The organism is Streptomyces sp. NPDC033229 (assembly GCF_055576875.1).
Genome location: NZ_JBVIQR010000012.1, coordinates 117,445 through 130,085, shown reverse-complemented (window position 1 = coordinate 130,085; position 12,641 = coordinate 117,445). Strand labels below are relative to the sequence as shown.

Genomic DNA, 12,641 nt, shown 5'->3' with positions numbered 1-12,641 from the left:
CGCTTGAGGACGCGCCCGCGGGGCACTCGCCGCCGCAGGCGGCAACGGCGCTCGTGATCAATACACCTAGACGCGACGCCGCACCACGTACGCCGCCCCCCGCTCCGCCGGGCGCTCGCCCACGTACTCCTGGCCCCGCATCCCGCACCACGCCGGGATGTCCAGCCGGGCCGCCTCGTCGTCGGACAGCACCGTGACCAGGCCGCCCTCCGGCACCTCGCCGATGACCTTCGCCAGCTCGATCACCGGGATCGGGCACCGCTTGCCGAGCGCGTCCACGACCAGCTCCGAGGTGCCGCCGGCCGCGGCCGTGGCCCCCGTCGGCGCACCCAGCTGCTCCCGTACGGACGACACCACCCGGGGCAGCACCTCCAGGAAGCCCTCGACGTCCTCCTCCGTCGTGCCCGTCGGCAGCGACACCCGGATGTTGCCCTCCGACAGCGCTCCCATCGCTCGCAGCACATGGCTCGGGGCCAGCGTGCTGGAGGTGCAGGAGGAGCCGGAGGAGACCGAGAAACCGGCCCGGTCCAGGGCGTGCAGCAGGGTCTCACCGTCGACATACAGACACGAGAAGGTGACCAGATGCGGCAGTCGCCGCTCCGGGTCGCCGACGACCTCCACATCCGGTACGAGCTGCGGTACCCGCTCCCGGATCCGGTCCACCAGAGCCCGCAGCCGGGCCCCTTCGGCCGCCGCCTCCTGCCGTACGGCCCGCAGCGACGCGGCCGCCGCGACGATCGCGGGCAGATTCGGGAAGCCGGGCGCCCGGCCCGACTCCCGCTCGTCCGCCGGCCCCTGGGCGGCGAACCGCACGCCCTTGCGCACAGCCAGCAGGCCCACCCCCGACGGCCCGCCCCACTTGTGCGCGCTCGCCGTCAGCAGGGACCAGCCGTCGGCGACCGGACCCCAGCCGAGCGACTGGGCGGCGTCCACGAGCAGCGGCACCCCCGCCGCCCGGCAGGCCTCGGCCACCTCGGCCACCGGCTGCTCCGTGCCCACCTCGTGATTGGCCGACTGCAGCGCGGCCAGCGCGGTGTCCGGGCGCAGCGCCGCCGCGAACGCGTCGGGCCCGACCCGGCCCGCACGGTCCACCGGCACCTCGGTGACGGCGCCGCCCGCCGCCTGGAGCACCGCCGCGCTCTGCAGGACGGCGGAGTGCTCGACGGCGGACACCGCCAGATGGCGGCCCACGCGCCGACGGCCCGCGAGGGCCCCGGCGATCCCGTCGTGCAGGGCGCGGGTACCCGATGGAGTGAAGACGAGCTCGTCGGGCCGGCACCCGACGGCCTCCGCCGCGGCCTCGCGCGCGGCGTCCAGCAACAGCCGGGCCCGGCGGCCCTCCCGGTAGAGCCGCGCCGGGTCGGCCCAGCCCTCGTCGAGGGCGGCGAGCAGCGCCTGACGGGCGACGGGGTGCAGGGGAGCGGCGGAGGCGGTGTCGAAGTAGGGCACGTGAGGAACGCTAACGCGCGGCGCGGTGTCCTCGCCGGACGGGCTTGGCGGCTGAGCTCAGCCGATACCAGCCTGTCCGGCGCTTGAGGACGCGCCCGCAGGGCGCTCGCCGCCGCAGGCGGCAAGCCGTCGGCCACCCGGCCGGCGGCAGACCTCGCGCGCCCGCGCGCGGCACGCCCTCTCCATCGGCTCCGCCGACGCCGCAGCCGCAGGTCGCGGCCGTCTGACGGTCCTCCAGATGGCCCACGGAGTCCCATATTCCATCCCTTCGGGGAGTGACCCGGCGCGTTGGGCACCCTCCCCGCGCGACCCCAAATAGCGTCCAGTAGGGTTTGGTCCGCATAAACATCCAAACCCCTGCCCGTAGCGGGCCGGCGACCGACCCGAGACGGCCGCAGCCGACCGCGCGGGCGAGACTCTCGGGAAGGCGCTACGTGAGTCCCAACGGCTCCGACCGCTCGTCGCGGCGCCCGGTGCGGCGGAAGCTGCTGCAGGCGCTGGCCGCGGGCGCTGTCCTTGCGACCGCCACCGGTTGCACATCGAAGGACTTTCCCCGCCTCGGAATGCCCACTCCCGTCACGGAAGAGGCGCCGCGGATCCTCTCCCTGTGGCAGGGCTCCTGGGCCGCCGCCCTCGCGGTCGGCGTTCTGGTGTGGGGCCTGATCATCTGGAGCGTCATCTTCCACCGGCGCAGCCGGAGCAAGGTGCAGGTCCCCCCGCAGACCCGGTACAACATGCCCATCGAGGCGCTGTACACCGTGGTCCCGATCATCATCGTCTCGGTGCTCTTCTATTTCACCGCGCGCGATGAGAACAAGCTCCTGACCAACCCCGAGAAGCCGCAGCACGTCATCAACGTGGTCGGCTTCCAGTGGAGCTGGGCGTTCAACTACATGGAGAACGTCGACGGTCAGGCCGCCACCCCGGCCAAGCCGCTCCGCGAGAACAAGGAGCTGGACGCGATCCCCGACCGGTTCCTGAAGAAGGCACCGGCCGGCGCCGAGGGCGTCTACGACGTCGGTGTTCCCGGCGACCGGAACCCGCAGAACAACAACCCGGGCCCCACGCTGTGGCTGCCCAAGGGTGAGACGGTCCAGTTCATCCTGACCTCGCGGGATGTCATCCACTCCTTCTGGGTGGTGCCGTTCCTCATGAAGCAGGACGTCTTCCCGGCGCACACCAACAGCTTCACGGTGACTCCGAACAAGGAGGGCACCTTCATGGGCAAGTGCGCCGAGCTCTGCGGCCAGGACCACTCCCGGATGCTCTTCAACGTCAAGGTCGTCTCTCCGGAGCGTTACCGGGCGCACCTGAAGGAGCTGGCGGCAAAGGGCCAGACCGGCTACCAGCCGGCGGGCATCGCGCAGACCCCTCACGCGAAGAACGCGGAGACCAAGAACAAGTGAGCATCCTCAACGAACCCCAGGGTGCCGCCGCCGCGACAGCCACGGCAGCACCGCCCGTACGCCAGAAGCAGCCCGGCAGTAATGTGATCAAGTGGCTCACCACCACTGACCACAAGACGATCGGCACGATGTATCTGGTCACGTCGTTCGCGTTCTTCTGCATCGGCGGCGTGATGGCGCTCCTCATGCGCGCCGAACTCGCCCGTCCCGGCACGCAGATCATGTCGAACGAGCAGTTCAACCAGGCGTTCACGATGCACGGCACGATCATGCTGCTGATGTTCGCGACGCCGCTGTTCGCCGGATTCGCGAACTGGATCATGCCGCTGCAGATCGGCGCGCCCGATGTGGCGTTCCCGCGGCTGAACATGTTCGCGTACTGGCTGTACCTCTTCGGCTCGCTGATCGCGGTGGCCGGCTTCCTCACCCCGCAGGGTGCCGCCGACTTCGGCTGGTTCGCCTACACCCCGCTGTCGGACGCGGTCCGTTCGCCGGGTGTCGGCGCCGACATGTGGATCATGGGTCTGGCCTTCTCCGGCTTCGGCACGATCCTCGGTTCGGTCAACTTCATCACCACGATCATCTGCATGCGCGCGCCCGGCATGACCATGTTCCGCATGCCGATCTTCACGTGGAACGTCCTGCTGACCGGTGTCCTGGTCCTGCTGGCCTTCCCGGTGCTCGCCGCCGCGCTGTTCGCCCTGGAGGCGGACCGCAAATTCGGTGCGCAGATCTTCAACCCGGCCAACGGCGGCGGATTGCTCTGGCAGCACCTCTTCTGGTTCTTCGGACACCCAGAGGTGTACATCATCGCGCTGCCGTTCTTCGGCATCATTTCCGAGGTCATCCCGGTCTTCTCCCGTAAGCCGATGTTCGGCTACATCGGTCTGATCGCCGCGACGATTTCGATCGCCGGTCTGTCGGTGACGGTGTGGGCGCACCACATGTACGTCACCGGTGGTGTGCTGCTGCCCTTCTTCTCCTTCATGACCTTCCTGATCGCGGTCCCGACCGGTGTGAAGTTCTTCAACTGGATCGGCACCATGTGGAAGGGCTCGCTGTCCTTCGAGACCCCGATGCTGTGGGCCGTCGGCTTCCTGATCACCTTCACCTTCGGTGGTCTGACCGGCGTCATCCTGGCCTCGCCCCCGATGGACTTCCACGTCTCCGACTCGTACTTCGTGGTCGCGCACTTCCACTACGTCATCTTCGGCACCGTGGTGTTCGCGATGTTCTCCGGCTTCCACTTCTGGTGGCCGAAGTTCACGGGCAAGATGCTGGACGAGCGACTGGGCAAGATCACCTTCTGGACGCTGTTCGTGGGCTTCCACGGCACGTTCCTGGTGCAGCACTGGCTGGGTGCCGAGGGCATGCCGCGTCGCTACGCGGACTACCTCGCGGCCGACGGCTTCACCCTGCTGAACACCATCTCGACGATCAGCTCGTTCCTGCTCGGTCTGTCGATGCTCCCCTTCATGTACAACGTGTGGAAGACCGCGAAGTACGGCAAGAAGGTGGAGGTCGACGACCCGTGGGGTTACGGCCGTTCGCTGGAGTGGGCGACGTCCTGCCCGCCGCCGCGGCACAACTTCCTCACCCTGCCGCGGATCCGGTCCGAATCCCCGGCGTTCGACCTGCACCACCCGGAGATCGCGGCTCTCGAGCTCGAAGAGAACCTCTCCGCGGATGACAAGGCCCTCGCGGGTGGCAAGGAGGCCGGCAAGTGAAGATCCAAGGACGGATGTTCATCTGGCTCGCCGTCTTCATCCTCGCCATGGCGGCCGTCTACGGCGTCTGGTCGAAGGAGCCGGTCGGCACCACGGCGCTGTTCATGGCCTTCGGCCTGAGCATCATGATCGGCTACTACCTGGCGTTCACCGCGCGCCGGGTGGACACCGGTGCCCAGGACGACAAGGACGCGGACGTCGCGGACGACGCCGGCGAGCTGGGCTTCTTCGCCCCGCACAGCTGGCAGCCGCTGTCCCTGGCCGTCGGTGGCGCGATCGCCTTCCTGGGCGTCATCTTCGGCTGGTGGCTGATGTTCTTCGGAGCGCCGATCATCATGATCGGTCTCTTCGGCTGGGTGTTCGAGTTCTACCGCGGGGCGGACCAGAACCAGTAGGTTCACCGCACCTCGGCGATCGGGCCCCGCACACCTCGGTGTGCGGGGCCCGATCCCGTTTGCACCCGTTCGGAGTCACCCCGCGAGCCCCGCCCCGGGTTCCTCCCTACGGTGGTGAACATGAGCCACTCACCTCGACGCCGCACGGTGCTCGCCTGCGCCCTGTTGGTGGTTCCCGTGGCGCTGGGGGCCGCCGCGTGCGGCGGCTCGTCCAACCCACTGGCCGCCAAGCCCTACGACGCCACCCGGAACGTGGCCCTCACCAGTGCCCGGGAAGGCAAGCCCGCCGATCCGAGCAAGCCCCTGGAAGTACGGGCCGAGCACGGTGACAAGATCACCGACGTCACCGCGACGGACGCCGCCGGGCGGTACGTCAAGGGCGAGCTGGCGGCCGACGGTTCCAGCTGGCACAGCACCGGCGCGCTGTCCGCCGGCGCGCACTACACCGTGCGCGTCAGCGTGGAGGACGAGGACGGGGCCCAGGGGCGCCGGACGCTCGGTTTCGACACCAGCGCGGCCGACCGCCTGCTACGGGTCGCTTTCGGCCCGCAGAAGGGCACCTACGGCGTCGGACAGCCCATCACCGCCGAACTCAGCGCCCCCGCCCCGGACCCCGCCGCGCGGGCCGTCATCGAACGCTCCCTGCGCGTCGACTCCACCCCCGCCGTCGAGGGCGCCTGGCACTGGGTGGACGACCGGACGCTGCACTACCGTCCGCGCGAGTACTGGCCCGCCCACGCCACCATCGACGTGCGCTCCCACCTGAACGGCATCAAGGTGGGCGCCGGTCTCTACGGCGGCCCCTCCGCGCCCCTGAGGATCACCACAGGCGACCGCGTCGAGGCCGTCACGGACGCGAGCGCCCACTACATGACCGTGCTGCGCAACGGCCAGCAGATCCGGTCCATCCCGGTGACCACCGGCAAGCCCGGCTACGCCACCCGCAACGGGGTCAAGGTGATCCTCGGCCGGGAATCCTTCGTACGGATGCGCGGCACCAGCATCGGCATCGCCGAGGGCAGTTCCGACTCCTACGACCTGCCGGTCTACTGGGCCACCCGGGTCACCTGGAGCGGCGAGTACGTGCACGCCGCCCCCTGGTCCGTGGGCTCGCAGGGGGCGGACAACGTCAGCCACGGCTGTACGGGGATGAGCACCGACAACGCCAAGTGGTTCTTCGACACCGTCAAGGTCGGCGACATCGTGAAGGTCATCGGCAGCGCGGGGGAGACGATGACGCCGTTCGACAACGGCTTCGGCGACTGGAACATGCCCTGGGAGACATGGCGCCAGGGCAGTGCCCTCGTGGCCGGGAAGCACGACGGGAGCAGCCCCGCCGATGCGGCCCGTCTGCGACCGAGGGTGTAGGCGGCGGGCCCCGCTGGGCCCGCCGGGGGTGCCGAGGGGCCCCTCAGGCCTCGACGGCGGGGCGGGCGCGCAGCAGCCCGGCCAGCGCGTCGGCGAACGCCACCGGGTCCACCGGGTGGGTCACCACCGCCTCCGCCCGGCTCCAGGTGGCCAGCCAGGCGTCCTGCGGGCGCCCGATGAGCAGCAGCACGGGCGGGCAGTGGAAGACCTCGTCCTTGAGCTGCCGGCAGACGCCCATGCCGCCGGCGGGGGCCGTCTCGCCGTCCAGCACGCACACGTCGATGTGCCGCTCGTCCAGGGTCTTCAGAACGGCGGGCAGGGTCGCGCACTCCACGTACTGCACGGGCGGCACATCGGTCGCGGGACGCCGTCCCGCGGCCAGCCGCACCTGCTCCCGGGTGCCCGCGTCGTCGCTGTAGACCAGCACCGTGGCAGTCGGCTGCATCGTTCCTCCAGGCTCATGAACAGGCTCGTGAACAGAAGTGCGGACAAGCGTGCGGGCGGATTCCCGGGGGCGGGCGCCGCCTGCCGGATGCTACTCCGCGAGCGCCGCGCCGGAGGAGGGGTCGGCATCGGGGAAGATCGGCCGGACATGCCGTCAGCACCGGTCGTGACGGGGCCCGCGGAGCCCTGCGGAACGTCTGCTTCCCCCCTTTGGGGGACGCTCGTAATGAGCCGTACGAGCAGTGCATACGCCCTTGACACACCGAACGGCACCCCCCGGAGTGAGCGCGAGATAAGGGACCGACATAATGTCGGTCGTGGCGACAGCAACAGCAGTAGATACCGGGCACGCGCACCCCTCGGTCAACCGACCGAACCTCACCAGCGTCGGAACCATCATCTGGCTGAGTTCCGAGCTGATGTTCTTCGCGGCCCTCTTCGCGATGTACTTCACCCTGCGATCGGTGATGGGCGCCGACCATTGGAAGGAAATGGCGGACAGCCTGAACCTTCCGTTCTCGGCGACCAACACCACGATCCTGGTGCTCTCCTCCCTCACCTGCCAGCTCGGTGTCTTCGCGGCCGAGCGTGGCGACGTGAAGAAGTTGCGCACCTGGTTCACGGTCACCTTCGTGATGGGTGCCATCTTCATCGGCGGCCAGGTCTTCGAGTACACCGAACTGGTCAAGAAGGACGGGCTCTCGCTCTCCTCCGACCCGTACGGCTCGGCCTTCTACCTGACGACCGGCTTCCACGGCCTGCATGTGACGGGCGGTCTCATCGCCTTCCTGCTGGTCCTGGGCAGGACGTACGCGGCCAAGAGGTTCACCCACCACCAGGCGACGGCGGCCATCGTCGTGTCCTACTACTGGCACTTCGTCGACGTGGTCTGGATCGGGCTCTTTGCCACGATCTACTTGATCAAGTAATCGGTCCCGCACCGGACCAACAGTCCAGCATCGACGCAGAAGATCCTGACACCGGGGTAATCCGTGAAAAAGCTCTCCGCACGACGACGCCATCCGCTGGCGGCGGTCGTCGTCCTACTCTTCGCGCTGGCGGTAACTGGGGGGCTGTACGCCGCGTTCGCGCCCGCGGACACGGCCAAGGCCGATGACACCGCCCAGTCCCTTGCCATCGAGGAGGGCAAGAAGCTCTACTCCGTGGGCTGCGCAAGCTGCCACGGCACCGGCGGTCAGGGCACCACCGACGGCCCGAGCCTGGTCGGCGTGGGTGCCGCGGCCGTCGACTTCCAGGTCGCCACCGGCCGTATGCCGCTGCAGCAGCAGGGCGCCCAGGCGCCCAAGAAGAAGGCGATCTACTCGCAGGCCGAGATCGACCAGCTCGCCGCGTACATCGCCTCGCTCGGCGCCGGCCCCTCGGTTCCTTCCAAGAGCCAGTACAGCCCGGACGGCGCGGACATCGCCAAGGGTGGGGAGCTCTTCCGTACGAACTGCGCCCAGTGCCACAACTTCACCGGCAAGGGTGGCGCTCTCTCGAACGGCAAGTACGCCCCGCCGCTCGACGATGTCGACCCGAAGCACATCTACGAGGCCATGCAGACCGGCCCGCAGAACATGCCTTCCTTCCCCGACACCACGATGACGGAGAAGAACAAGAAGGACATCATCGCGTACCTCGACACGGTCAACAGCACCAAGTCGGAGAGCCCGGGCGGCCTCGAACTGGGTGGGCTCGGCCCGGTCAGTGAGGGTCTGTTCGCGTGGATCTTCGGCCTGGGTGCGATGATCGCCGTCGCCATCTGGGTCGCGGCCCACACCGCTAAGGCCAAGAAGTCATGAGTAGCCAAGACATTCCAGAAGAGAACCTGCCGAGCACGCAGGGCGACGCGCACGCCACCGCCGTGGCCGTCGCGGGCGACCCGTTCGCCGACCCGGGCCTGCCGCCGCACGAGCACCGCATCCAGGACATCGACGAGCGGGCCGCCAAGCGCTCCGAGCGCGTGGTCGCGTTCCTGTTCGTCCTGTCGATGCTGGCCACCGTCGGCTTCATCGCCTCGTATGTGACGCTGCCGGTCGACAAGATCGTCTACATCTTCCCGATCGGTCACATCAGCGCGCTGAACTTCGCCCTGGGCATGACCCTCGGCGTGGCGCTGTTCTGCATCGGCGCGGGCGCGGTCCACTGGGCCCGCACCCTGATGTCCGACGTCGAGCACGCCGACGAGCGGCACCCCATCGCCGCCGAGCCCGAGGTCAAGGCCAAGGTCCTGGCCGACTTCAAGCAGGGCGCGGAGGAGTCGACGTTCGGCCGCCGCAAGCTGATCCGCAACACCATGTTCGGCGCGCTGGCCCTGGTGCCGCTCTCCGGTGTGGTGCTGCTGCGCGACCTCGGTCCGCTGCCGGGCACCAAGCTCCGCAAGACCGCCTGGTCCGCGGGCAAGATGCTGATCAACCAGAACACGAATCAGCCGCTGCGCCCCGAGGACATCCAGGTCGGGTCCCTCACCTTCGCCATGCCCGAGGGCATGAAGGAGGAGGACCACGACTTCCAGAAGGAGATCGCCAAGGCGGCCCTGATGATCGTCCGGCTCCGTCCGGAGAACATCAAGGACAAGCGGGAACTCGACTGGTCGGCCGACGGCATCGTCGCGTTCTCCAAGATCTGCACGCACGTCGGCTGCCCGATCAGCCTGTACGAGCAGCAGACCCACCACGTGCTCTGCCCGTGCCACCAGTCGACCTTCGACCTCGCCGACGGCGGACGAGTGATCTTCGGCCCGGCCGGTCACGCGCTTCCGCAGCTGCGGATCAAGGTCAATGACAAGGGCTACCTTGAGGCCATGGGCGACTTCGCCGAGCCCGTCGGTCCTGCCTACTGGGAGCGCGGATGAGTACTACAGCTGACAACCAGCGCAAGGCGCCAGCCGGTGAGCGGATGGCCGACTGGGCGGATGGCCGACTGGGCATCTACGGCCTGGCCAAGGCCAACATGCGCAAGATCTTCCCGGACCACTGGTCCTTCATGCTGGGTGAGGTCGCGCTCTACAGCTTCATCATCATCATCCTCACGGGTGTGTATCTGACGCTGTTCTTCCACCCGAGCATGAACGAGGTCGTCTACCACGGCTCGTACGTCCCCATGCAGGGCATGCGGATGTCCGAGGCGTTCCAGTCGACGCTCAACATCAGCTTCGACGTCCGTGGCGGTCTGCTGATCCGGCAGATCCACCACTGGGGTGCGCTGATCTTCCTCGCGGCGATGTTCGTGCACATGATGCGCGTCTTCTTCACGGGTGCCTTCCGCAAGCCGCGTGAGGTCAACTGGCTGTTCGGCTTCCTGCTGTTCGTGCTGGGCATGTTCACCGGCTTCACCGGCTACTCCCTGCCGGACGACCTGCTCTCGGGCACCGGCGTCCGCTTCATGGAGGGCGCGATCCTGTCCGTGCCGATCGTCGGTACGTACATCTCGTTCTTCCTCTTCGGCGGCGAGTTCCCCGGCTCGGACTTCGTGCCGCGGTTCTTCTCCATCCACGTCCTGCTGCTGCCGGGCATCATGCTCGGTCTGCTGGTGGCGCACCTGATCCTGGTGTTCTTCCACAAGCACACCCAGTTCCCCGGCCCCGGCCGGACGAACAAGAACGTGGTCGGCATGCCGCTGCTGCCGGTCTACATGGCCAAGGCCGGAGGCTTCTTCTTCCTGGTCTTCGGTGTGATCGCGGCGGTCTCCGCCATCGCGACGATCAACCCGATCTGGGCGATCGGCCCGTACCGGCCGGACCAGGTGTCCACCGGCGCGCAGCCCGACTGGTACATGGGCTTCTCCGAGGGCCTGATCCGTGTCATGCCGGGCTGGGAGATCAACCTCTGGGGCCACACCCTGGTCCTGGGCGTGTTCATCCCGCTGGTGATCTTCCCGCTGGTCCTCGCGGCCATCGCGGTCTACCCGTTCATCGAGTCCTGGGTGACCGGCGACAAGCGGGAGCATCACCTGCTGGACCGCCCGCGCAACGCCCCGACGCGCACCGCGTTCGGTGCCTCCTGGATCAGCGTGTACTTCGTGCTGCTGATCGGTGGTGGAAACGACCTCTGGGCCACGCACTTCCACCTCTCGATCAACGCCATCACCTGGTTCGTCCGGATCGGCTTCTTCGTGGTGCCGGTGCTGACCTTCATCGCCACGCGACGGATCTGCATGGGTCTCCAGCGCCGCGACCGGGACAAGGTGCTGCACGGACGCGAGTCCGGCATCATCAAGCGCCTGCCGCACGGTGAGTTCGTCGAGGTCCACGAGCCGCTGTCGCAGGAGGCCCTGCACACCCTCACCGCGCACGAGCAGCCCAAGCCGCTCGAGCTCGGCCCCGAGGTCGACGAGAACGGTGTGAAGCGCAAGCTGAGCGCCACGCAGAAGCTCCGCGTGAAGCTCTCGAAGGGCTTCTACGGCGAGGGGACGCACATCCCCAAGGCCACCGCGGAGGAGTACGAGGAGATCACCAGCGGCCACGGCCACCACTGATCCCCGACTGACCGATCACTGATCGCCACGGCAAGAGCCCCGTCCATGCGCTGGACGGGGCTCTTCGCCGTCCCCGGTCCTGGATAGGCTGGACCCGCGAACACCGCGAACACCGCGGCATCACGGATTCGACCACCAGGAGCGTGGACCATGAACGTTGTGACCCCGGCAGGCGGCGACAGCGCGACGGCCCGCACCTGGCCGGGTGTGCTCGACGCCCTCCTCGATGGTGTCGACCTGAGCGCGGACGACACCGCCTGGGCCATGGACCGGATCATGCGCGGTGAGGCGACCGACGCCCAGATCGCGGGCTTCGCGGTGGCGCTGCGCGCCAAGGGCGAGACGGTCGCGGAGATCTCCGGACTCGTCCGGACCATGTACGCGCACGCCAACCTCATCGAGGTGCCCGGCCCGAGCGTGGACATCGTCGGCACGGGCGGCGACGGCGCCAAGACCGTCAACATCTCCACCATGTCCGCGATCGTCGTGGCCGGCACCGGCGCGAAGGTCGTCAAGCACGGCAACCGCGCCGCCTCCTCCGCCAGTGGCGCCTCGGACGTGCTGGAGAAGCTGGGCGTCAATCTGGACCTCACCCCGCGCCGGGTGGTGGAGGTGGCCGAGGAGGCCGGCATCACCTTCTGCTTCGCGGTGAAGTTCCACCCCGCCCTGCGCCATGTGGCGCCCGCCCGCCGCGAGTTGGGCATCCGCACCACGTTCAACGTGCTCGGCCCGCTGACCAACCCCGCGCGGGTCAAGGCCCAGGCGACCGGCGTCGCCGACGCCCGGATGGCCCCCATCCTGGCCGGCGTCCTCGCCGAGCGCGGCGCCTCCGCGCTCGTCTTCCGCGGCGACGACGGGCTGGACGAGCTGACCACCACCGCGACCTCGCAGGTGTGGATCGTCGGCGGCGGCGAAGTGCGCCGGGAGGCCTTCGACCCGCGGGACGTGGGGATCGACCTGGTGCCCGTGGAGGCACTGCGGGGCGCGGACGCCTCGTACAACGCCGATGTCGCCCGACGGCTGCTGGACGGCGAGAGCGGCCCCGTGCGGGACGCGGTGCTGCTCAACTCGGCGGCGGCGCTGGTCGCCCTGGAGCCGACCGGTGCCCCGCTGGACGAGCAGATCACGGCGGGCCTCGCGAAGGCGGCGGAGTCGATCGACTCGGGCGCGGCGAAGCGGGCGCTGGACCGCTGGGTCATGGCCAGCAACGGATAGCCTGGCCGGCGGGTTCTCGACTACGGTCCGTCCTGCCGACGGCGGTCCGTCTTGCCGCCTGCGGCGGCGGGCGCCCTGCGGGCGCGTCCTCAATCGCCGGACAAAGTGCCGTCGCAGAAGTTCACACGCCCCAGCCCACAGGACCGCCACGAAGGCGGACC

General features: G+C 68.9%; 11 protein-coding genes. 9 read left to right on the top strand and 2 right to left on the bottom strand.

The window, feature by feature from the left end; translation table 11 throughout:
- Positions 1-66 precede the first annotated feature (66 nt).
- Positions 67-1,449, bottom strand: coding sequence for an aminotransferase class V-fold PLP-dependent enzyme (locus tag ACZ53N_RS13750; protein ID WP_469141054.1), 1,383 nt, complete (start codon positions 1,447-1,449; stop codon positions 67-69).
- A 434-nt stretch (positions 1,450-1,883) separates the two neighbouring features.
- Here ACZ53N_RS13750 and ctaC point away from each other — a divergent pair, with 434 nt between their 5' ends.
- The 4 genes from ctaC to ACZ53N_RS13730 all read left to right on the top strand — a co-directional run bounded on the left by ctaC (position 1,884) and on the right by ACZ53N_RS13730 (position 6,345).
- A complete protein-coding gene (ctaC, locus tag ACZ53N_RS13745) occupies positions 1,884-2,855 on the top strand; it encodes an aa3-type cytochrome oxidase subunit II (RefSeq protein ID WP_469141053.1) in 972 nt (323 codons plus the stop codon).
- The gene (ctaD, locus tag ACZ53N_RS13740) at positions 2,852-4,582 is read left to right on the top strand and encodes an aa3-type cytochrome oxidase subunit I (protein WP_469141052.1); all 1,731 of its coding nucleotides are present in this window, start codon (positions 2,852-2,854) and stop codon (positions 4,580-4,582) included. Before ctaC ends, ctaD begins: the two co-directional genes overlap by 4 nt.
- A complete protein-coding gene (locus tag ACZ53N_RS13735) occupies positions 4,579-4,977 on the top strand; it encodes a cytochrome c oxidase subunit 4 (protein WP_469141051.1) in 399 nt (132 codons plus the stop codon). The genes ctaD and ACZ53N_RS13735 overlap by 4 nt, the downstream gene beginning before the upstream one ends.
- Positions 4,978-5,097: 120 nt before the next feature.
- The gene (locus ACZ53N_RS13730) at positions 5,098-6,345 is read left to right on the top strand and encodes a L,D-transpeptidase (protein ID WP_469141050.1); all 1,248 of its coding nucleotides are present in this window, start codon (positions 5,098-5,100) and stop codon (positions 6,343-6,345) included.
- A gap of 43 nt (positions 6,346-6,388) precedes the next feature.
- Here the strand turns inward: ACZ53N_RS13730 and ACZ53N_RS13725 are convergent, their stop codons facing one another.
- Positions 6,389-6,790, bottom strand: coding sequence for a hypothetical protein (locus ACZ53N_RS13725; protein ID WP_469141049.1), 402 nt, complete (start codon positions 6,788-6,790; stop codon positions 6,389-6,391).
- Between the two features lie 307 nt (positions 6,791-7,097).
- Here ACZ53N_RS13725 and ctaE point away from each other — a divergent pair, with 307 nt between their 5' ends.
- From ctaE to trpD, 5 genes are all read left to right on the top strand, one after another.
- Positions 7,098-7,718: an aa3-type cytochrome oxidase subunit III gene (ctaE, locus tag ACZ53N_RS13720; RefSeq protein WP_469141048.1), complete on the top strand. Its 621-nt coding sequence runs from the start codon at positions 7,098-7,100 to the stop codon at positions 7,716-7,718.
- Between the two features lie 63 nt (positions 7,719-7,781).
- Complete coding sequence (gene qcrC, locus ACZ53N_RS13715; RefSeq protein WP_469141047.1) at positions 7,782-8,591, top strand: cytochrome bc1 complex diheme cytochrome c subunit; 810 nt, start codon at positions 7,782-7,784, stop codon at positions 8,589-8,591.
- The gene (gene qcrA / locus ACZ53N_RS13710) at positions 8,588-9,643 is read left to right on the top strand and encodes a cytochrome bc1 complex Rieske iron-sulfur subunit (RefSeq protein WP_469141046.1); all 1,056 of its coding nucleotides are present in this window, start codon (positions 8,588-8,590) and stop codon (positions 9,641-9,643) included. Before qcrC ends, qcrA begins: the two co-directional genes overlap by 4 nt.
- Complete coding sequence (gene qcrB, locus ACZ53N_RS13705; protein ID WP_469141045.1) at positions 9,640-11,265, top strand: cytochrome bc1 complex cytochrome b subunit; 1,626 nt, start codon at positions 9,640-9,642, stop codon at positions 11,263-11,265. The genes qcrA and qcrB overlap by 4 nt, the downstream gene beginning before the upstream one ends.
- Positions 11,266-11,415: 150 nt before the next feature.
- Positions 11,416-12,480, top strand: a complete 1,065-nt coding sequence (gene trpD / locus ACZ53N_RS13700; RefSeq protein ID WP_469141044.1) for an anthranilate phosphoribosyltransferase — start codon at positions 11,416-11,418, stop codon at positions 12,478-12,480.
- The last annotated feature ends 161 nt before the right edge of the window (positions 12,481-12,641 follow it).

Excerpts from the sequence above, each read along its gene's own strand:
- trpD (WP_469141044.1), top strand. The coding sequence starts at position 11,416 with ATGAACGTTGTGACCCCGGCAGGCGGCGACAGCGCGACGGCCCGCACC.
- qcrB (WP_469141045.1), top strand. The coding sequence starts at position 9,640 with ATGAGTACTACAGCTGACAACCAGCGCAAGGCGCCAGCCGGTGAGCGG.
- ctaE (WP_469141048.1), top strand. The coding sequence starts at position 7,098 with ATGTCGGTCGTGGCGACAGCAACAGCAGTAGATACCGGGCACGCGCAC.
- ACZ53N_RS13725 (WP_469141049.1), bottom strand. The coding sequence starts at position 6,790 with ATGCAGCCGACTGCCACGGTGCTGGTCTACAGCGACGACGCGGGCACC.
- qcrA (WP_469141046.1), top strand. The coding sequence starts at position 8,588 with ATGAGTAGCCAAGACATTCCAGAAGAGAACCTGCCGAGCACGCAGGGC.
- ACZ53N_RS13730 (WP_469141050.1), top strand. The coding sequence starts at position 5,098 with ATGAGCCACTCACCTCGACGCCGCACGGTGCTCGCCTGCGCCCTGTTG.